General features: G+C 73.3%; 20 protein-coding genes. 7 read left to right on the forward strand and 13 right to left on the reverse strand.

Annotated elements, in window-relative coordinates; genetic code table 11:
* Positions 1-2 precede the first annotated feature (2 nt).
* From ACFYU0_RS29325 to ACFYU0_RS29345, 5 genes are all read right to left on the reverse strand, one after another.
* Entirely contained in the window at positions 3-2,243 is a 2,241-nt protein-coding gene (locus ACFYU0_RS29325; protein WP_351664503.1) for a bifunctional diguanylate cyclase/phosphodiesterase, read from the reverse strand.
* A gap of 261 nt (positions 2,244-2,504) precedes the next feature.
* Positions 2,505-4,700, reverse strand: coding sequence for an NAD-dependent DNA ligase LigA (ligA, locus tag ACFYU0_RS29330; RefSeq protein WP_351664505.1), 2,196 nt, complete (start codon positions 4,698-4,700; stop codon positions 2,505-2,507).
* A 15-nt stretch (positions 4,701-4,715) separates the two neighbouring features.
* A complete protein-coding gene (locus ACFYU0_RS29335; protein ID WP_389305029.1) occupies positions 4,716-5,714 on the reverse strand; it encodes a methionine synthase in 999 nt (332 codons plus the stop codon).
* Positions 5,715-5,757: 43 nt separating this feature from the next.
* Positions 5,758-6,456: an SDR family oxidoreductase gene (locus ACFYU0_RS29340; RefSeq protein WP_389305031.1), complete on the reverse strand. Its 699-nt coding sequence runs from the start codon at positions 6,454-6,456 to the stop codon at positions 5,758-5,760.
* A gap of 7 nt (positions 6,457-6,463) precedes the next feature.
* The gene (locus ACFYU0_RS29345; protein ID WP_389305033.1) at positions 6,464-7,003 is read right to left on the reverse strand and encodes a TIGR00730 family Rossman fold protein; all 540 of its coding nucleotides are present in this window, start codon (positions 7,001-7,003) and stop codon (positions 6,464-6,466) included.
* A gap of 51 nt (positions 7,004-7,054) precedes the next feature.
* Here ACFYU0_RS29345 and ACFYU0_RS29350 point away from each other — a divergent pair, with 51 nt between their 5' ends.
* From ACFYU0_RS29350 to ACFYU0_RS29360, 3 genes are all read left to right on the forward strand, one after another.
* Positions 7,055-7,387, forward strand: a complete 333-nt coding sequence (locus ACFYU0_RS29350) for a DUF427 domain-containing protein (protein ID WP_389305035.1) — start codon at positions 7,055-7,057, stop codon at positions 7,385-7,387.
* 63 nt (positions 7,388-7,450) lie between these two features.
* Positions 7,451-8,230, forward strand: coding sequence for an alpha/beta fold hydrolase (locus ACFYU0_RS29355; protein ID WP_389305037.1), 780 nt, complete (start codon positions 7,451-7,453; stop codon positions 8,228-8,230).
* 209 nt (positions 8,231-8,439) lie between these two features.
* The gene (locus tag ACFYU0_RS29360; RefSeq protein ID WP_389305039.1) at positions 8,440-8,622 is read left to right on the forward strand and encodes a hypothetical protein; all 183 of its coding nucleotides are present in this window, start codon (positions 8,440-8,442) and stop codon (positions 8,620-8,622) included.
* A gap of 25 nt (positions 8,623-8,647) precedes the next feature.
* Here ACFYU0_RS29360 and mnmA read toward each other — a convergent pair whose 3' ends face one another.
* Positions 8,648-9,772: a tRNA 2-thiouridine(34) synthase MnmA gene (mnmA, locus tag ACFYU0_RS29365; protein ID WP_351664519.1), complete on the reverse strand. Its 1,125-nt coding sequence runs from the start codon at positions 9,770-9,772 to the stop codon at positions 8,648-8,650.
* Between the two features lie 93 nt (positions 9,773-9,865).
* Between mnmA and ACFYU0_RS29370 the strand changes: the two genes are divergently transcribed.
* Complete coding sequence (locus ACFYU0_RS29370) at positions 9,866-10,501, forward strand: N-acetylmuramoyl-L-alanine amidase (protein WP_389305042.1); 636 nt, start codon at positions 9,866-9,868, stop codon at positions 10,499-10,501.
* 282 nt (positions 10,502-10,783) lie between these two features.
* On the opposite strand, the gene ACFYU0_RS29375 is transcribed toward ACFYU0_RS29370, so the two are convergent.
* The 3 genes from ACFYU0_RS29375 to ACFYU0_RS29385 form a co-directional block, all read right to left on the reverse strand.
* Positions 10,784-11,953 (reverse strand): cysteine desulfurase family protein, encoded by a 1,170-nt coding sequence (locus ACFYU0_RS29375; RefSeq protein ID WP_389305044.1) that lies wholly within the window; start codon positions 11,951-11,953, stop codon positions 10,784-10,786.
* A gap of 120 nt (positions 11,954-12,073) precedes the next feature.
* Positions 12,074-12,352, reverse strand: a complete 279-nt coding sequence (locus tag ACFYU0_RS29380) for a DUF4190 domain-containing protein (protein WP_351664525.1) — start codon at positions 12,350-12,352, stop codon at positions 12,074-12,076.
* 32 nt (positions 12,353-12,384) lie between these two features.
* On the reverse strand, positions 12,385-12,552 hold the full coding sequence (locus ACFYU0_RS29385) for a hypothetical protein (RefSeq protein WP_351664527.1): 168 nt from the start codon (positions 12,550-12,552) through the stop codon (positions 12,385-12,387).
* A gap of 145 nt (positions 12,553-12,697) precedes the next feature.
* Between ACFYU0_RS29385 and ACFYU0_RS29390 the strand changes: the two genes are divergently transcribed.
* A complete protein-coding gene (locus ACFYU0_RS29390) occupies positions 12,698-13,324 on the forward strand; it encodes a TetR family transcriptional regulator (RefSeq protein ID WP_389305047.1) in 627 nt (208 codons plus the stop codon).
* A gap of 104 nt (positions 13,325-13,428) precedes the next feature.
* Here ACFYU0_RS29390 and ACFYU0_RS29395 read toward each other — a convergent pair whose 3' ends face one another.
* On the reverse strand, positions 13,429-14,409 hold the full coding sequence (locus ACFYU0_RS29395) for a helix-turn-helix transcriptional regulator (protein WP_389305049.1): 981 nt from the start codon (positions 14,407-14,409) through the stop codon (positions 13,429-13,431).
* 101 nt (positions 14,410-14,510) lie between these two features.
* Between ACFYU0_RS29395 and ACFYU0_RS29400 the strand changes: the two genes are divergently transcribed.
* Complete coding sequence (locus tag ACFYU0_RS29400) at positions 14,511-15,107, forward strand: TIGR03086 family metal-binding protein (protein WP_389305051.1); 597 nt, start codon at positions 14,511-14,513, stop codon at positions 15,105-15,107.
* Here ACFYU0_RS29400 and ACFYU0_RS29405 read toward each other — a convergent pair.
* Positions 15,094-15,957 carry a thioesterase family protein gene (locus tag ACFYU0_RS29405; protein WP_389305053.1) on the reverse strand — a complete coding sequence of 288 codons (864 nt, stop codon included), beginning with the start codon at positions 15,955-15,957 and terminating at the stop codon, positions 15,094-15,096. The genes ACFYU0_RS29400 and ACFYU0_RS29405 overlap by 14 nt on opposite strands.
* A 177-nt stretch (positions 15,958-16,134) precedes the next feature.
* Here ACFYU0_RS29405 and ACFYU0_RS29410 point away from each other — a divergent pair, with 177 nt between their 5' ends.
* Entirely contained in the window at positions 16,135-17,439 is a 1,305-nt protein-coding gene (locus ACFYU0_RS29410) for an alpha/beta hydrolase (protein WP_389305055.1), read from the forward strand.
* On the opposite strand, the gene ACFYU0_RS29415 is transcribed toward ACFYU0_RS29410, so the two are convergent.
* Together ACFYU0_RS29415 and ACFYU0_RS29420 are read right to left on the reverse strand one after the other, a co-directional pair.
* Positions 17,348-18,001, reverse strand: coding sequence for a trimeric intracellular cation channel family protein (locus tag ACFYU0_RS29415; protein WP_351664618.1), 654 nt, complete (start codon positions 17,999-18,001; stop codon positions 17,348-17,350). The genes ACFYU0_RS29410 and ACFYU0_RS29415 overlap by 92 nt on opposite strands.
* Positions 18,002-18,165: 164 nt before the next feature.
* Positions 18,166-19,758, reverse strand: coding sequence for an ABC transporter ATP-binding protein (locus tag ACFYU0_RS29420; RefSeq protein ID WP_389305158.1), 1,593 nt, complete (start codon positions 19,756-19,758; stop codon positions 18,166-18,168).
* Between the last annotated feature and the right edge of the window lie 22 nt (positions 19,759-19,780).

Raw genomic sequence — 19,780 nt, forward strand, 5'->3', positions numbered from 1 at the left:
CGCTACTCGGCGGCCGGCAGCGCGGCCCGCGGCCGCTGCCAGCCCTGCGCCCCGCGGGCCCGCAGCCACGCGGTCGTCTCGTCCGGCGGCATCGCGGCGGCGACCAGCCAGCCCTGCACCGCGTCGCAGCCCAGGTCCCGCAGCCGCTCCCAGGTCTCGTCGTCCTCCACGCCCTCGGCGACGACCAGCAGCCCGAGCGAGTGCGCCAGGTCGACCGTGCAGCGCACGATCTCCGCGTCCTCGGTGTCCACGGCCAGCCGGGCCACGAAGGAACGGTCGATCTTCAGCTCGCTGACCGGGAGCCGGCGCAGGTGCACCAGCGAGGAGTAGCCGGTGCCGAAGTCGTCCAGAGACATCTTCACGCCGTGCCCGGTGAGCGCGGCGAGGGTGTCGGCGGCCCGCTGCGGATCCTCCAGCAGGACGTGCTCGGTGATCTCCAGCTGGAGCGCCCCGGCCGGGACCCCGTGCCGCGCCAGGCGGGCGGCGACCGAGCCGGCGAAGCCGGGCGTGTGCACGTCCCGCGGGGAGACGTTGACCGCCACCGGCACCCGCAGCCCCTGCGCCCGCCAGGCGGCGACCTGCCCGAGAGCGGTCTCCAGCACGTACTCGGTCAGATGGGGCATCAGACCGGAGGACTCGGCGATCGCTATGAACTCGTCCGGCGGAACCTTCCCGCGCTCGGGGTGCACCCAGCGGACCAGCGCCTCGAGGCCCGCGACCTGCCCGTCGAACCGCACCTTGGGCTGGTAGTGCAACTGCACCTCGTGGGCGTCCAGCGCCCGGCGCAGGTCGCCCAGCAGGCCCAGCCGGTCGGGCGTGTTGGAGTCCCGCTTGGACTCGTAGACCTCGACGCCGGTGCGGTCCCGCTTCGCCTGGTACATCGCCACGTCCGCCCGCCGCAGCAGGCCTTCGGCGTCCAGCGCGTGGTCGGGGAAGACGGCGACGCCGGCGCTGGCCTCCAGGACGAGGGTGAGGCCGTCGAGGTCGAGCGGGGAGCTGAGTTCCGCGACGAGGCCGCGGGCGACGCGGGTCGCCGAGGTGGTGGAGTCCGCGACGGGCAGTAAGACGGCGAACTCGTCGCCGCCGAGCCGGGCGGCCTCCGCGCCGCGCGGCAGGGCCTGGCGGAGCCGGTCGGCGATCTGCAGCAGCAGCCGGTCGCCGGCGAGATGGCCGAGGGTGTCGTTGACTGAGCGGAACCGGTCGAGGTCGATCAGCATGAGCGCGGCGCGGGCGCCGATCCGCTCGGCGTCGTCCAGGGCGGTCCAGATCCGCTCCAGCAGCCACTGCCGGTTGGGCAGCCCGGTCAGCGGGTCGCGCAACTGCTCCTCGGCGCGGGCCCGGGCCATCCACAGCGTGGAGTCGAGGGCGATCAGCGGGATGGCGAACAGCGGCAGCAGGATCGGCCGCGCGTCGGCGACCACGCACACCAGAGGTGCGATGCCGAGCAGCGCCACGGCGAGCAGACCCTGGCGGACCAGGGCGGAGCGGGCGACGGTGGGCAGGGGGCCGCCGCGCGGGGCGTGCGAGTACCACAGCAGGCCGCGGCTGACCGCGAGGTAGGCGGCCGCGACGAACACCACCTCCGGTGCGGTGGTGAGGCCCCAGCTGTCGGGGCGCCAGGGCTCCTCGACGCTCGGCACGCGCCCGAAGAAGCTCAGGACCAGGGCGCCGGCGCCGATGCCGAGGATGTCGACCGCGCCGTGCAGCACGCCCTGCCGCCAGCGCTGCCGCCTGGCCATGCCGACCAGGACGACGACGGTGAGGCTGACCATCCCGGCCGGCATCCAGCCGTACAGCAGCAGGACGGCCAGGGTGAGGGCCGCGCCGGAGCCCGTGCCGCCCCACCAGCGGGCGCGGCCGAGCATCACGAGGTGGCCGACGATGATGCCGGTGAGCACGGCCAGCGACCAGCCCGGCGTCTCGCACGGGAACAGGGCGTGGTGGCCGGCGAAGGCGCGGTAGAAGCCGGCGGCGAGGGAGAGCGCGGCGGCGGCCACGAGGGCCGCGTGCGACGCGGGCCAGGGCGGCAGGCGTTCGGGGTCGGCGCCGGACGGTGTCCGGGCGGCCTCGGCGGCCGGCGGGACCGTGGGGTGCGACTCGGGCGCGGCGCCCGCTCGGGCCGGGCGGGGCAGGGCGGGGGTGCGTGCGGCGCCCCGTCCCGTCCACCGGGCCGCCCGCCACGCGCCCGCACGGCGGCGCAGGCGCAGCCGTGCGTGCGGGGCGGCGCTCTCGGTCGGTTCCATTCCCGTCCCTCTCACAGCCGGCGGTGCCCACGCCACGCGGCCCGGTGCCCGACAACCATCAGCGGCTCCGCGCCCGGCAATCCTCTCCCCGCGCCCCTGGCGGGCAGGGGGGATGCCCCGACCGCTTGGGGGCACGGCAGGCGCACACCTCAACAGTAGGCCGCAGAAGGCTTCCTCGGGCAGCGGTCGTCGACGGTTGCCCGAATGCGCCCGGGCCACCCGTATGCATCTGATATGCACCGATCGGGTGGCCTTCAACCGCTACTCCTCGGTCGGAAGCGCCACTTCGGCCGCCGCGTCGGGCCCCTGCTCCAACAGGACGCCGAAACCCGCCTCATTCAGCACGGGCACCTTGAGCTGCATCGCCTTGTCGTACTTGGATCCCGGGTTGTCGCCGACGACCACGAACGAGGTCTTCTTCGACACCGAACCGGTCACCTTGGCGCCGCGGCTCTGCAGCGCCTCCTTGGCGCCGTCCCGGGTGAAGTTCTCCAGGGTGCCGGTGACGACGACGGTGAGCCCCTCCAGCGGACGCGGGCCCTCGTCCTCGCCGGACGACTCGTCCTCCAGCGGGACGCCGGCCGCCTTCCACTTGCGGACGATCTCGCGGTGCCAGTCCTCGGCGAACCACTCCTTGAGGGCGGTGGCGATGATGGGGCCGACGCCGTCGGTGGTGGCCAGCTCCTCCTGGGTGGCCTGTTCGATGCGGTCGATCGAGCGGAACTCGCGCGCGAGGGCCTGAGCCGCGACCGGGCCGACGTGCCGGATGGACAGCCCGTTCAGGAAGCGGGCGAGCGGACGGGTCTTCGCCGCCTCGATGTTCTCCAGCAGCGCCAGCGTGTTCTTCTTCGGCTCGCCCTTCTGGTTGGCGAAGACCGCGACGACCTTGTCCTCGCCGGTCTTGGGGTCCCGCTTGGGCAGGCCGCTGTCCGGGTCCAGCACATATGCCCTGATGGGCAGCAGCTTCTCCACCGTCAGGTCGAACAGGTCGCCCTCGTCGACCAGCGGCGGGTCGGCCGGCTCCAGCGGCTGGGTCAGCGCGGCGGCGGCCACGTCGCCGAAGTGCTCGATGTCCAGGCACTCGCGGCCCGCGAGATAGGACAGGCGCCCGCGCAACTGGGCCGGGCAGGTACGGGCGTTGGGGCAGCGGAGGTCGATGTCGCCCTCCTTCATGGGCCGCAGCGGGGTGCCGCACTCCGGGCACTCGCCCGGCATCACGAACTCCCGCTCGCCGCCGTCGCGCAGGTCGGCCACCGGACCGAGGATCTCGGGGATGACGTCACCGGCCTTGCGCAGCACGACGGTGTCGCCGATGAGCACCCCCTTGGCCTTGACGACCTCCTGGTTGTGCAGGGTGGCGAACTCGACCTCGCTGCCCGCGACCGTGACCGGCTCGACCTGGGCGTACGGCGTGACCCGGCCGGTGCGGCCGACGCCCACCTTGATGTCGATGAGCTTGGTGTTGACCTCTTCCGGGGCGTACTTGTAGGCGATCGCCCAGCGCGGGGCCCGCGCGGTGGAGCCGAGGCGGCCCTGGAGGCGCAGCTCGTCCAGCTTGACGACGACGCCGTCGATCTCGTGCTCCACGGAGTGCCGGTTCTCGCCGTAGTGGGCGATGAACTCCCGGACGCCGTCGAGGTCGTCGACCACCCGGTTGTGCGGGGAGGTGGGCAGGCCCCAGGTCTTCAGCAGGCCGTAGGCCTGGGAGAGCCGGGTCATGCCGGTGAAGCCCTCCAGGGCGCCGATGCCGTGGACCACCATGTGCAGCGGGCGGGTGGCGGTGACGCGCGGGTCCTTCTGGCGCAGCGAACCGGCGGCGGCGTTGCGGGGGTTGGCGAAGGGCTTGTCCCCGGCCGCGACCAGGCGCTCGTTGAGCTCGAGGAACTTCTCCATCGGGAAGTAGACCTCGCCGCGGATCTCCACCAGGGCGGGGACCTCGTCGCCCTTCAGGCGGTCGGGGATGTCGGCGATGGTCCGGACGTTGGGTGTGATGTCCTCGCCGGTGCGGCCGTCGCCGCGGGTCGCCGCGCGCGTGAGCCGGCCGTTCTCGTAGGTGAGGTTGACGGCGAGGCCGTCGACCTTCAGCTCGCACAGGAAGTGGTACTCCTGCTCGCCCAGTTCCCGGGCGATGCGGTCGGCCCAGGCGGCCAGTTCCTCGTCGTTGAAGGTGTTGTCCAGGGACAGCATCCGCTCGCGGTGCTCGACCGCGGTGAACTCCGTCGCGTAGGACCCGGCGACCTTCTGGGTCGGCGAGTCCGGCGTGCGCAGCTCCGGGTACCGCTCCTCCAGCGCCTCCAGGCTCTTCAGGAGCTGGTCGAACTCCGCGTCGCTGACGACCGGGGCGTCCTTCACGTAGTACCGGAAGCGGTGCTCCTCGATCTGCTCAGCGAGCTGCGCGTGCTTCTCCCGTGCCTCGGCGGGCACTGCCGTCTCCGCCTGCTGCTTGTCGCCGGCCACCGTGTCGTCCTCCCGTTACTCTGGGTTGTCCGCGAGGGACCTCGCCGCCCGGACGCAGTGGGCGAGCACCTGGCGTGCGTACGCGGGAGAAGCACCCGCGAGACCGCACGCCGGGGTCACCGTGACCGCCTCCGCGAGCAGCCCGGGACGCAGCCCCAGCCTGCGCCACAGCGTCCTGACACCCATGACGCTACCGGCAGGGTCTGACAATGGACCGTCCGTGCCGGGCACGACACCGGCGAACAGGCGCACGCCGGCCTCCACGGCCTCGCCGACGGCGTCGTCGTCACGTCCGGTGAGGAGCGAGAAGTCGAAGGAGACCGCGTCCGCGCCGGCCCGGCGCAGCAGGGCGAAGGGCACGTCGGGGGCGCACGAGTGGACGGCGACCGGGCCGTCGTGCACCGCGATCACGTCCCGCAGCGTGGCCTCGACCACCTGCCGGTCCACGGCCCGATGGGTGCGGTAGCCGCTGGCGGTCCGCACCTGGCCGCGCAGTACGGAGGTGAGCGAGGGCTCGTCGAGCTGGAGCACGAGGCGGGCGCCGGGGATGCGGCGCCGCACCTCGGCGAGGTGCAGCCGCAGCCCCTCGGCCAGCGAGGCGGCGAGGTCGCGGCAGGCGCCCGGGTCCGAAAGCGCCGCCTCCCCGTTCCTCAGCTCCAGGGCGGCGGCCAGGGTCCAGGGCCCGACGGCCTGCACCTTGAGGTCGCCCTCGTGGCCCTGGGTGAACTCCTCCAGCGCGTCGAGGTCCTCCCCCAGCCACGACCGGGCCCGCTTGGTGTCCCGGCCCGGCCGGTCGCCGATCCGCCAGCCGCTGGGCTCCACGCGCGCGTACAGCTCGACGAGCATCCCGGCGGTGCGCCCGATCATGTCGGCGCCGGGCCCGCGCGCGGGCAGCTCGGGCAGGAAGGGGAAGTCCTCGAAACTGCCGGTGACGGTCCTGGCGGCCTCCCGGGCGTCCCCACCGGGCATGGAGCCGATCCCGGTGGCCGCACCGAAGCGAATGTTGTCGTCCACGGGGTGAAGCCTACGTAGCCGGCGCGCCCCCGGTGACCGGCGGTCAGCGGCCGGGGCGCACCGTCAGGTCGTTGATCTCCGCGTCCCTCGGCAGGTCCAGGGCGGTGACGATGGTGGTCGCCACCGACTCGGGGTCGATCCACCGGGAGGCGTCGTACTCCTTGCCCTCCTGCTGGTGCACCTTGGCCTGCATGGGGCTGGCCGTACGCCCGGGGTAGACGGAGGTGACGCGGACGCCGTTGCCGTGCTCCTCCTGACGCAGGGAGTCGGCCAGCGCCTTCAGGCCGTGCTTGGAGGCGGCGTACGCGGACCAGCCGGCGTTGGCGTTCAGGCCGGATCCGGAGTTGACGAAGATCACATGGCCGCGGGCGGCCCGGAGCTGGGGCAGGAAGTGCCGGGTCAGCTCGGCGGGGGCGATCAGGTTGACGTTGAGCTGGTGGCGCCAGGACTTGGGGGTCAGCTCGCCGACCTCGCCGAGGTCCACGACTCCGGCGATGTGCAGGAGCGAGTCGACCCGCTCCGGGAGCGCCTGGTGGGAGAAGGCCCAGGAGAGCTTGTCGGGGTCGGCGAGGTCGCCCACCAGGGTGCGCGCGCCGGGGAACTCGGCCGCCAGCTCCTTGGCGCGGCCCGCGTCGCGCGCGTGCAGGACGATCTCGTCCCCGCGCGCGTGCAGGCGGCGGGCGACGGCCGCGCCGATGCCGGAACCGGCCCCGGTGATCACATGAGTAGCCATGCCCGCCATGCTCGCATCAGCCGGACGCCAGTGACTGCTCGAGGTGGGCCAGGGCGGCCGCCGGCTCCTCGGCGAAGTACATCAGCTCGGCGAGCGGGCGGGGCAGGAAGCCCTCCGCGTCCATGCGGAGGAACTGCTGCTGGAGCCCGTCGTAGAAACCCGCCGTGTTCAGCAGCACCACCGGCTTCTCGGTGCGGCCGTGCTTCTTCAGCTCCAGGATCTCGGTGGCCTCGTCCAGCGTGCCGGTGCCGCCGACCATGATCACCACCGCGTCGGCCTTCTCCAGCAGCAGCCTCTTGCGCTCGGCGAGGTCTGCGGCGATCACCATCTCGTCGGCGCCGGGGCGCGCCCTCGACGCGAGGAACTCCACGGAGACGCCCAGCAGCCTGCCGCCCGCCTCGTGCACCCCGTCGGCGACGACCTTCATCAGACCGACGTCGGAGCCGCCCCAGACCAGGGTGTGGCCGGCCTTGCCGAGCAGTTCCGCGAACTCGCGCGCGGGCCGGGTGTAGCGCTCGTCGAGGTCGGCGGCGGAGAGGAAGACGCAGATGTTCATGCCGTCCACCGTACGCGGGAAGAAGTCCGGGCCCGCAGGCGCTGTCCGGGTATGACCCGAGGACACACGATCACCATCGAACAGGGCGGGCGGCGCGTGCGCGCGGTGCACGGCGGCCGGGTGCTGGCCGAGACCGACCGCCCGCTGATCCTGCGCGAGACGGGCTGTCCGGCGCGGTACTACATCCCCGCCGAGGACGTCCGGCTCGATCTTCTGACGCCGTCCGGCACCCACACCGTCTGCCCCTTCAAGGGCACCGCCTCCTACTGGTCGCTGCCGGACGCGCCCGACCTGGTCTGGGCGTATCCGGACCCGAAGCCGGACGTGGCCGCGATCAAGGACCACCTGTGCTTCTACGAAGTGGAAGAGGTCGAAGAAACGTGACTCTCCACGACACCGACGTGTCGTGACCGGTGAGTCCGGCGCCGTGCGGCAGTCTGCACGGACATGGACAAGAAGACGACTTCCCGCGACGGCACCTCCCTCGCGTACCAAGTGACCGGCCGGGGGCCGACGGTGATCCTGGTGAGCGGCGCGATGTCCACCGGCGGCACCGTGGCGCCCCTGGCGCACCGGCTCGCCGACCACTGCACGGCCGTCGTCTACGACCGCCGGGGCCGCGGCGAGAGCGGCGACACGACGCCGTACGCGGTGGAGCGCGAGGTGGAGGACCTGGCCGCGCTGGTCGACGCGGTGGGCGGCGCGGCGGGTCTGTTCGGGGTCTCCTCGGGCGGCGCGCTGGTGCTCGAGGCGGCGGCGAGCGGCCTGCCGGTGCGTCAGGCGGCCGTGTACGAGGTCCCGTACGCCGACTTCCTGGACGGCGGCGCCGGGAAGCGGGCGTACACCGAGCGCCTGCGGGAGGCGCTCTCCGCCGGCCGGCGGGGGGACGCGGTGGAGCTGTTCCTGCGGCTGACGGGCCTCGGCGAGGAGACGATCCGCAGCGCGCGCGAGTCACCGATGTGGGCGGGCATGGAGTCCGTCGCGCCGAGCCTGGCCTACGACGACGCGGTCCTGGGTGACGGACTGCTGCCCCGGGAGCGGCTGGCCGCCCTCTCCGTGCCGGTCCTGTCGGTCGCGGGCGGGGCGAGCCCCGGGTGGCTGCGCGAGGCGGCCGAGACGGTCGCCCGGACCGTGCCGCAGGGCACGTACCGCGCCCTCGAGGGCCAGACCCACGCGGTGGAGCCGGAGGTGCTGGCCCCGGTCCTGGCGGAGTTCTTCACCGGCTGACCGGCCGGGGACCAGCCGGGGCGGTGTGCCGGGCCCGTCCCCGTCCTCGGGGTCGCTGCCCGGCCCCACCCCCCGAGGTGGGTCCGGGCAGCTTCGGAGTGCGTCCGGACCCCATGGGGGCCGTTCCCCGGGCCCACTCCCCGGTGCGAGGCGGACGACGTGCGGGGCCGTCGCCCGCGCGCACCCGTCGGAACGCGGGCGGCGCCTACGTGCTGCAGGTCGCCTTCGACCGGGCGGGGCTGCCGGTGCGGTGCCGGCGGGCCGGACGGCCCTCGGTGCAGGCGCCGCCCGAGTTCCTCGGCGACCTCACGCTGAACGCGCACGGCACGGTGCACATCGTGGAGCCCGAGATCCACCCCGGGCACGTGGGCGTGACCTGGGACTGGGAGTAGCGGCCCGGGAGCCGGGGACGGGCGGTCAGGCCACCGGGGCCTTCGCCCGCACCGTGGACGCGATCGTCGCCGAGCCGACCACGCGCGTGCCGTCGTACAGCACGATCGCCTGGCCGGGGGCGACGCCCCTGACCGGCTCGGTGAACGACACCTCGAGGGTGCCGTCGACGAGTTCCGCCGTCACCTCGGTCTCCCCGCCGTGGGCGCGGAGCTGGGCGGTGTAGGCGCCGGGGCCGGCCGGGGCGGTGCCGCACCAGCGCGGCTTGACCGCGGTCAGGGCGGTGACGTCCAAGGCGGCGGCCGGGCCGACGGTCACGGTGTTGTTCACCGGGGAGATGTCGAGGACGTAGCGCGGCTTGCCGTCGGGGGCCGGGGTGCCGAGCCGCAGGCCCTTGCGCTGGCCGATGGTGAAGCCGTAGGCGCCCTCGTGGGAGCCGACGACCGCGCCGGACTCGTCGACGATGTCCCCCTCGGCCTTGCCGAGCCGGCCGGCGAGGAAGCCCTGGGTGTCGCCGTCGGCGATGAAGCAGATGTCGTGCGAGTCGGGCTTCTTGGCGACGGCGAGGCCACGGCGCTCGGCCTCGGCGCGGATCTCGTCCTTGGTGGTGACCGTGTCGCCGAGCGGGAACAGGGCGTGGGCGAGCTGCCGCTCGTCGAGCACGCCGAGGACGTAGCTCTGGTCCTTGGCCATGTCGGAGGCCCGGTGCAGCTCGCGCGAGCCGTCCGCGCGCGTGATCACCTGGGCGTAGTGACCGGTGCAGACGGCGTCGAAGCCGAGGGCGAGCGCCTTGTCCAGCAGCGCGGCGAACTTGATCTTCTCGTTGCAGCGCAGGCAGGGGTTGGGGGTGCGGCCGGCCTCGTACTCGGCGACGAAGTCCTCGACGACGTCCTCGCGGAAACGGTCGGCGAGGTCCCAGACGTAGAACGGGATGCCGATGACGTCGGCGGCGCGGCGGGCGTCGCGCGAGTCCTCGATGGTGCAACAGCCCCGCGCGCCGGTGCGGAAGGACTGCGGGTTCGCGGAGAGCGCGAGGTGGACGCCGGTGACGTCGTGCCCGGCTTCCGCGGCGCGCGCGGCGGCGACGGCGGAGTCGACGCCGCCGGACATGGCGGCGAGGACGCGGAGGGGGCGCTGCGAGGTCTCAGTCATAACCCCTCCAGGGTACGGGGCCGCGGGAACCCCGGCCGTCGCGCATCCGTTGACGATCACAGCGGACGGGACAGGCATGAGGCGGGGGTGGCCATGACCGACACGGACCGGCGGCCGGGGCGGCGGGCACTGCTGATCGGCGGGCTGGCGGCCGCCGTGGGCACCGCGGCGCTGGCCCGGCAGGAGCTGTCCCACGCGTGGTGGCGGCTGCCCGGGGTGGAGAAGTCACGGGTGGCCGGGGCGGTGGACTTCCGGGGCGCGCGCTGGGTGGCGGCGGACCCGGCGAACTACCGCCGGGCGGACCGCCCGGACGACTACACCGTCGACCGCGTCGTCGTCCACGTCACGCAGGGCGGCTACCAGAGCGCCGTGCGGGCCTTCCAGGACCCGGCGCACGGCGCCGCGGCCCACTACATCGTGCGCAGGGACGGCCGGGTCACCCAGCTCATACGGGAGCTCGACGTGGCGTTCCACGCGGGCAACCGGGAGTACAACGAGCGCAGTGTCGGCATCGAGCACGAGGGCTTCGTGGAGGACGCCTCGTCCTTCACGGACGCGATGTACGCCGCGTCGGCGCGGCTGACGGCCGCGGTCTGCGCCCGGTACGGCATACCCGCCGACCGGGAGCACGTCATCGGGCACGTGCAGGTGCCGGGGGCCGACCACACGGATCCGGGGCCGCACTGGGACTGGAAGCGCTACATGCGGCTGGTGCGGCAGCCGGGGTGAACGGGTCGAAAAAATCTTCCCTTCGCCCCTTTTTGCCCGAAAAGAGAAGTTCTATGCTGAGAGCAGGCCTACGGGACGAGTGAGGGAGTTACAGCGGCGTAGCCGACTTCCGCGAGAGGCACGAGGCTTCCGCCGGGGCCGACGTCGACGCTAGGACTGAGAGGCCGGAAGGTCGCATGGACTGGACCGGAAGGCGACCCCCAGCCACCTGATCCGGGCAATACCGGCGAAGGGAACCCGTTTCGTAGGTCTTTCGCATGCGCCGGGCCGGGCGGCCGCCTCTCAGCTGAGGCCGGCCGCCCGCGCGCGTTCCACCGCGGGGCCGATGGCCCCCGCGACCGCCTCCACGTCCGCCTCCGTCGAGGTGTGCCCGAGGGAGAAGCGCAGGGTGCCGCGGGCCAGGTCGGGGTCGGTGCCGGTGGCGAGCAGGACATGGCTGGGCTGGGCGACGCCCGCGGTGCAGGCGGAGCCGGTGGAGCACTCGATGCCCTGGGCGTCCAGCAGGAGCAGCAGGGAGTCGCCCTCGCAGCCCGGGAAGGTGAAGTGGGCGTTGGCCGGGAGGCGGCCGCCGGGCGCCGGGTCGCCGCCGAGGATCGCGTCCGGTACCGCCTTGCGCACGGCGTCCACCAACTGGTCCCGCAGGGCGCCGATCTCGCGGGCGAACCACTCGCGCTGCTCGGCGGCGAGCCGCCCGGCCACCGCGAAGGAGGCCACGGCGGGCACGTCGAGGGTGCCGGAGCGGACATGGCGCTCCTGGCCGCCGCCGTGCAGGACGGGCACCGGGGTGTACTCGCGGCCGAGGAGCAGTGCGCCGATGCCGTAGGGGCCGCCGATCTTGTGGCCCGACACGGTGAGCGCGGCGAGGCCGGAGTCGGCGAAGCCGACCGGGACCTGACCGAAGGCCTGGACCGCGTCGGCGTGCAGCGGGACGCCGAACTCGGCGGCCGCTTCGGCCAGTTCGCGGATCGGCATGACGGTGCCGATCTCGTTGTTGGCCCACATCACGGTGGCCAGGGCGACGCTGCCGGGATCGCGGGCGATGGCCTCGCGCAGCGCGTCGGCGTGGACACGGCCGTGGGAGTCGACGGGGAGGTACTCGACGGTGGCGCCCTCGTGCTCGCCGAGCCAGTGCACGGCGTCGAGGACGGCGTGGTGCTCGACGGGGCTGGCCAGGACCCGGGTGCGGGCCGGGTCGGCGGCGCGGCGGGCCCAGTACAGGCCCTTGACCGCGAGGTTGTCGGCCTCGGTGCCGCCCGAGGTGAACACCACCTCGCTGGGGCGGGCGCCCAGCGCCTCCGCCAGGGTCTCGCGGGACTCCTCGACGGTACGGCGGGCCCTGCGGCCGGACGCGTGGAGGGAGGAGGCGTTGCCCGTGACGCTCAGCTGGGCGGTCAGCGCCTCCGCCGCCTCCGGAAGCATCGGGGTCGTCGCGGCGTGGTCGAGGTAAGCCATGGTGACGCCGATTCTACGGCGCTCTCCCGGCGCCCTCGGCTGCCCCCGGGCGCGCCTCACCCCTGCCGGGGCCGGGCCCGGCGGCGACGCGCCGGCGGCGACGGCGGCACGCCGGTCGCCTCACAGGCTCCAGGAGACCGTGTTGGACAGGTCCATCGCGAGACCCAGGACGGCCAGGTCGGCGACGCCCAGGGCCATGCCCAGCCAGGCGCGGCCGCGGCGGGCCGTGCCGCGCCAGAGGGCGACCGAGGCCAGCGCGATGGCGACCGGACCGAGGAAGACGTTGAGGACGAGCAGGCCGAGGAGGCCGAGGATGAAGGACGCCACGGCCATCCCGTCGGCGTCCCGCGTGCGCGGGCGGTTCTCCGTGCGGCCCGAGGCCGGTGCGGTGAGTTGCATGGTGCTCAGCTCCTGGAAGTCGGTGCGGACGGTCAGTCGGCCGAGGTGTGGCGGCGGCGGCCGTGGCGCTCGCGGATCGCGAAGATGCCGAGCCAGACGGCGATGACGGCGGCCGCGGCGGCGGTGACGGTCAGCGGCGCGTGGGCGACGGTGCCCAGCACGACACCGAGCAGCATGAGTGCGGCGACGAGGAACAGCATGGGATGAGATCCCCCCTCCGAGTTGCCTCGCGTTGTTCGCTTGTAAACTTTCGGTGAACAGTTGTAGTAACAGTTGTTCACTGACTTAGAGTCTAGCGCGTCTCACGGCTTTCCAATTCCAGAGAACAGTTGTTAACTGGATGACATGAGTCACACCCTCGGCATCCGGCAGGCCCAGAAGCAGAAGACGCGCCAGGCGTTCCTGGACGCGGCGCTCGCGCTGCTGGAGGAGCAGAGTCTGAGCAGCCTCGGCCTGCGCGAGGTCACCCGCGCCGTCGGGGTCGCTCCGACCGCCTTCTACCGGCACTTCCGCTCCACCGCCGACCTCGGGGTGGCCTTGGTCGACGAGGCGCTGGGCAGCCTCCATCCGATGGTGCGGACGACGGTGTCCGCGGCCGGCGACAGCACGGAACGCATCTCGCGCGCCGTCGAGCTGATCGCCCGCCACGTCGACGCGTACCCCGCCCACGTCCGTTTTATCGCCCGTGAGCGACATGGCGGAGTCCAGCCCGTACGCGAGGCCATCCGGGACCAACTGGCCCGTTTCGCCGAGGAGGTGAAGGCCGAGCTCGCGGGCGACCCCGAGGCGCGGGGCTGGGACGACGACGACCTGCGGATGCTCGCGCATCTCTACGTCGACCAGATGCTGCTGACCGCCTCCCTGTTCCTGGAGTCGCTGGAAGCGCCGGAGGACGAGCGGGAGCGCGTCACCGCGCTCGCCCGGCGGCAGCTGCGGCTCATCAGCATCGGCCGCCACCACTGGCTGGACTGACCGCACATCGGTCGCCGAGTACCGCGGACCCTTCGGCGCCGAGGGCTCGCCGGTGCTGTCGATCGAACAAAGCGCGCCTCAAGTCCCCTCCCGCACGTGGCACTTCAGCCGCCGTCCGAGTCGGCCTCCCCGTACAGGGCCGTCACGGAGCGGATCGCCCGCAGCAGTTCGGCGCGCGCCTCGGGCGGCCCGATGATCTCCACCTGGTCGGAGAAGCCGAGCAGCTGGCGCACCGCGCGCAGCACCGGGTACGAGAGCCTGGCGGTGACCCACTCGCTCACCCCGTCGTCGTCCGGGACCTCGGTCAGCTGCGCGGCGGCCATGCGCCGGAACATGTCGAGGCGTTCGCGCCGCACCCGTACGGTGACGTCGACGCCGTCCCCCGGCCGCTCCTCAACCTGCCGGCGCAGCTCCTCCCAGACGTCGGTGAGTTCGACGCCGGGCCGCCGCCGCACGGGGTCGTCGAGCAGCCGGGCCGAGCGCACCCGGTCGGCGCGGAACAGCCGGGGGGCGCCCCGGCGGTCGGCGACGAGGTACCAGACACCGGCCTTCGCGACCAGGCCGTAGGGGTCCACGGTGTACGTGGACGGCTCACGGTCCCCGCTGTGCCGGTAGCGCAGCCGGAGCCGCCGGTCGGCGAAGACGGCGTCCTGCAGCACCTCCAGGTCCACGGCCGGCTGGGGACCGCCGAGCCAGCGGGTGGCGTCGACCAGGATGCGGCGGCTGGTGACCTCGGCGGCGGGCCGGTGCGGCGCCGGCAGGGCGGCCATCACCTTGCGCAGGGCGGAGCCGAGGGCCGTGTCCAGGCCGAGCGCCGCGTGGGCGCCCTGCGCGGCCAGGATGAACAGCGCCCGGGACTCGTCCGCGGTCAGGCCGGTGACGTCGGTGCGGAAACCGGCGAGGAGTTCGATGCCGCCGTGCCGGCCGCGCTCGGCGTACACCGGTACGCCGGACGCCGACAGGGCCTCGACGTCCCGGTAGATGGTGCGGACCGACACCTCGAGCCGGCCGGCCAGTTCGCGCGCCGGGACGCGCCCTCGGGTCTGCAGGAGGAGCAGGATCGACAGCAGCCGGTCGGACTTCACGCGCCCAGAATCCCTTCGCGTCCCGAGTCCGCGCAAATGCTGACGGCGGATGTCAGGTTATCGGGCGATGCTCGGCGCACCGACTCACCGAGAGGCATGTCATGACGAACGAGTTCAACGACCCGCGCCCCCTCTACGTCCGCGCCACCGAGCAGGCGGCGGCGCTCATCAAGACCGTGCGCCCCGAGGACCTCGCCCGGCCCACCCCGTGTTCGGAGTTCGACGTCCGCGGCCTGCTCGGCCATGTCGTCGGCGGCACCCGGCGGATCGCGGTGGTCGGCGAGGGCGGTGACGGGCTCGCCGTCGACCCGTCCACCGACGGCGTCGCCGACGACGGCTGGGCGGCGGCCTACGACGAGGTCAGGGCCCGGGCGCTCAGGGCCTGGGAGAGCGACGAGCGGATGGCGTCGACGGTGCGGGTGCCGTGGGGCGAGGTCCCGGGCCACGCGGCGCTGTCGGGCTATGTGATGGAGATCGTGACCCACACCTGGGACCTCGCCGAGGCCCTCGGCCATCCGGGCGAACTCGACCCGGAGCTGGCCGAGTTCTCGCTCGCGAACGCCCGCAGGGTGCTGCCCGACTCCCGTCCCCGGGACGCCGCCACCCCCTTCGCCGCCCGTACCGGCGCCCCCGAGGGCGCCGGTGTCTACGAGGAGCTGGCGGCCTGGCTGGGCCGTACGCCGCTCAGCCGAGCCTGACCCGGGCGAGCTGCCGGGACTGGGCGACCAGCCGGTCCGCGCTGTCCCAGACCTCGGCGTCCTCCTCCAGGAAACCGCCGGCCAGGTTGCGGGTGGTGATCGACACCCGCAGCGGGCCGGGGGCCGGGCGGTGCCGTACGTGGACGGTGAGCTCCACCGTGGGCACCCAGCCCTTGAGGCCGATCTCGAAGGCGGTGGGCGGCAGCGCGTCCACCGCGAGCAGCAGCGACAGCGGGTCGGCGTCGCGGCCGTCGGCCAGCCCGAACCAGGCCCGCATCTCCCCCTTGCCGGAGGGCGCGCCGAGTGCCCAGCCGAGGGTGGCGGGGTCCAGCTTGAGCATCAGCCGGTCGGTGATGGCGGAGCTGCCCTCGACCGGGGCGGGGCCGTCCTCCGGGCCGAAGCACTGGTCCAGCGGCGGGATCGCCGGCGGGGCGGCCGTCGTGCGGACGTCGTCGGGCAGGGCGGCGAGGTCGCCGTAGGAGGCGAGGACGCGGATCCGCTCGACCTCGTTGCCGTCGTCGTCGTACTGGAACAGCGAGGCCTGGCCCGTGGAGAGGGTGCGGCCGGTGCGGACGGTCTGCGTGCGGACCACCGCCGGGCCCGGCTGGGACGCGGTCAGGTAGTGCGCGGAGACCGTGAAGGGGTCCGGGTGCGGGAGGGTGTCCGCGAGGGCCCTGCCGAGGACGGCCAGCAGATAGCCGCCGTTGACGGCGTTGATGATGGTCCAGCCGGCCGAGAGGTCGATGTCGTAGACACCGCTCTCGCGGCGGGTGACCGCCGTGTCGCGGTCGAACTCGCTGTCGCCGGTCACGGCCCGCGAGGCGGTGGGGGCGGAAGCTGCTTCTGGCATGGGTGAACGGTACAACAGGAAATTACTAAGCGGTAGCTTTTGAGTGTGGGAACGGGTGAACGCCATCCGGCCACGTGGCCCAGCCAGAAGGGCTCCCCGGGTGAGATTCCGGCAATTTCCAGGTAAGTGTCCGGACACGTCCACAACCCCCGGCCGACGATCACCCTCTATGGGGACATGAGCCTCACCGGGACTCCGTTCCTCTGCACGATCGTCGTGCTGTCCGTGGTCGCCCTCATACTGCCGCTCCTGCTGTGGTCGAGGACGCCAGGGCCCAAGCCGCTGCGCGCCGCGGCCCGCGTGCTGATGCTGCTGTTCGCCCAGGGCACGGCCGTCACGCTGGTCTTCGTGCTGGTCAACAACCAGAACGGCCTGTACGACAACTGGGCCGACCTCATCGGCACCGGCGACCACGTCCAGCAGGCCGCCGACCTCGGCCGGGACGGCACCGGCGGGATCGCCCTGAAGCGGCTGCCCAGGGTGGCGCAGGCCTTCCAGCCGGCCGACGGCGCCGGGATGCGCGCCGCGGGCGGGGTGCGCGTCACCCAGCTCCGGGGGCGGGTCTCCGGCGTGAACGCCGAGGTCTACGTCTGGCTGCCGCCCCAGTACGGCGAGCCCGCCTTCCGCCACCGCAAGTTCCCGGTGGTGGAGCTGCTGCCGGGCTACCCCGGCTCGGCGAAGGCCTGGTTCGGCGCGCTCGGGGCGCACGAGCAGCTGCTGCCGCTGATGCGCGAGGGCCGGGTGGCGCCCTTCATCCTGGTCGCGCCGCGCACCAACCTGCTGGCCGGCGTCGACACGGGCTGCGCCAACGTGCCCGGGCAGGTCAACGCCGACAGCTGGCTCAGCGTCGACGTGCCGAAAATGGTGCTGGACAACTTCCGGGCCCAGCCCGCGCCGTCGGGCTGGGCGGTGGCCGGCTACTCGGCCGGCGCGCACTGCGCGGTCAAGCTGGCCGTGGCCCACCCCGACCGGTACCGGGCGGCCGTGAGCCTGTCCGGCTACAACGACCCGATCGGCGAGCGCAACTCGCTGGCCGCCCAGAGCCCCGTCCTGCGCGCCCGGAACAACCCCTACCTGCTGCTGCGCAAGGCGGCCGAGCCGCCCAGGATCGCCCTCTACGTCTCCGGCGAGTCCGGCGACGGCTACCAGGCGGGCGCGGCGCTGCAGGCGGTCGCCAAGGCGCCGACGACCGTGCACGTGGTGTTCCTGCCGCGCAGCGCCGGGGGTCACACGATGGCGCTGTGGCGGCCGCAGGTGCCCGAGGTGTTCCGCTGGCTGACCCTGCAGATGGGCCAGAACCGGGCCAGGGGCCGGGACGGCTCGCTCGCCGGAGTCGGCACGGCTCCCCTGAGCGGCACCGGCGCCGGGATCGGGAACGGGGCCGCCGGGGCTACTCCTCCGTCACCGTCGAGCGCCGGTTCCACGCACGCGGCGCTCGCCAGTGGAACCTCATCGCGAGCAGCCGCAGGACGAAGGCGGTGACGACCGCGAGCCCGCTGGCGAGCGGGGTCAGGGCGTCGTAGCGGATGCACAGCGCCACCATGGTGGCGCCGACGATCGCCGGGACCGCGTACAGGTCGCGGTCCCAGCGCAGCAGGGAGGGGACCTCGTTGGCGAGCACGTCCCGCAGCACACCGCCGCCGACCGCCGTGGCGAGGCCGAGGGTCGCCGACGCGGTCAGGTTCAGGCCGTAGGAGTACGCCTTGGTCGTGCCGCTGACGCAGAACAGGCCGAGGCCGGCCGCGTCGAAGACGAGCACCCCCGTCTGGATGCGCTCCACGTGCGGGTGCAGGAAGAAGACCACGAGCGTGGCGAGGAGCGGGGTGAGGAAGTACCCGAGGTCGGTGAAGGCGGCCGGCGGCACGGCCCCGATGACCACGTCGCGGAACAGTCCCCCGCCCAGCGCGGTGACCTCGGCGAGCACGGCCATGCCGAAGACGTCGAAGTTCTTCCGGACCGCCAGCAGCGCGCCGGAGATCGCGAACACGAAGATGCCGATGACATCCAGCGTGTGCTGAACGGAGGGACTGAAGAGCTGCTGCATCTGCACCCTGACATTCTCACCCGTCAGGGGGCGTGCACCTTACATGTGCAGGCTCAGAGGGCATGCCGCCTGTCGTGTACAGCCGAACGGGAGAGTGCGGGGGTCGTCCCGCACTCTCCCGTTCCGGTGTGTACCTGACTGCGCAGGCCCCGTCGCGCCGCGCGCTACTTGCCGGTCGGCTCCTCGGAGTCCTTGCCCGAGGCGGGCTCCTCGGCGGCAGCGGCGGCGGCCTCGGGCTTGCCGGCCGAGGTCCTGGCGCCGGGCCCGGTGTGCACGGAACCGCCCTCGGCGGCGGCCTCGGCGGCCTCCGCCGACTCCTTCACCGCGTCGGGCTCCGCGTCGGCGTCGGACTCCGCGGTCGCGTCGGACTCCGCGGTCGTGTCCGCCTCGGCGGTCGCGGGCGCCTGCTCCTCGGCGGTCGCGGGCTTGTCCGCGACCTCGGCCTCGGCCTCGGCGGCGGGCTTCTCCTCCGCCTTGGCCTCGGCCTTGTCCGCGACCTCAGCCTTGTCCGCGACCTTCGCCTCGGGCTTCTCCTCGGCCTCAGCCTCGGGCTTGTCCGCGACCTCGGCCTCGGCGGCGGCGGGCTTCTCCTCCGCCTCGGCGGCGACCGCCGCCGGCTTCGCCTCGGGAGCCCCGGCGGCAGCCGCCGACTCCTCCAGCACGGCGTCCGGGACCAGCTCCGACGCTTCCTTCGCCGCCGACAGCAGGACCGTGTCCTGCGGGGCCTGGTCGGCGAAGTTCTCCGGGTGGTGGCAGGCGACCCGCTGGCCGGGCTTCAGCTCCAGCAGCTGCGGCTCGGTCGTCCGGCAGATCTCCGTCGCCTTCCAGCAGCGGGTGTGGAAACGGCAGCCGGACGGCGGGGCGATGGGCGAGGGCACGTCACCGCGGAGCAGGATGCGCTCGCTCTTCTGGCCCCGGCGCTTGGTGTCCGGCACCGGCACCGCCGACATCAGCGCCTTGGTGTACGGATGCATCGGCGCCTCGTACAGGGAGGTGCGGTCGGCCAGCTCGACGATCTTGCCGAGGTACATCACGGCGATCCGGTCCGAGACGTGCCGGACGACCGAGAGGTCGTGCGCGATGATCACGTAGGTGAGGCCGAGCTCCTGCTGGAGGTCGTCCATGAGGTTCACGACCTGCGCCTGGATCGACACGTCCAGCGCGGAGACCGGCTCGTCGGCCACGACCAGCTTCGGCTTCAGGGCGAGCGCGCGGGCGATGCCGATGCGCTGGCGCTGGCCGCCGGAGAACTCGTGCGGGTAGCGGTTGTAGTGCTCGGGGCTCAGACCGACCAGCTCGAGCAGCCGCTGGACCTCCTTCTTCACCCCGCCCTCGGGCTCCACGCCCTGCAGCCGGAACGGCGCGGAGACGATCGAGCCGATGGTGTGGCGCGGGTTCAGGGAGCCGTACGGGTCCTGGAAGATCATCTGGATGTCACGGCGCAGCGGACGCATCTGCCCGGTCCGCAGCTTCGTGATGTCCCGGCCGTCGAAGGTGATGCTGCCGCCGGTCGGGTCCTGGAGCCGGGTGATGACCCGGCCCATGGTCGACTTGCCGCAGCCCGACTCGCCCACCACGCCCAGGGTCTCGCCCTTGCGCACCTCGAAGTCGATCCCGTCGACGGCCTTCACCGCGCCGACCTGGCGCTGGAGAATGCCCTTCTTGATCGGGAAGTGCTTCTTGAGGCCCTCGACCCTGAGCAGCACCTCGCGGTCCGCCGAGTCGCCCGCGGGGGCCTGCGCCTGCTGCGGGATCACGGCCTCGTCCGTCTTCTTGGTC

This window comes from Streptomyces sp. NPDC003720 (genome assembly GCF_042875075.1).
GTDB lineage: Bacteria > Actinomycetota > Actinomycetes > Streptomycetales > Streptomycetaceae > Streptomyces.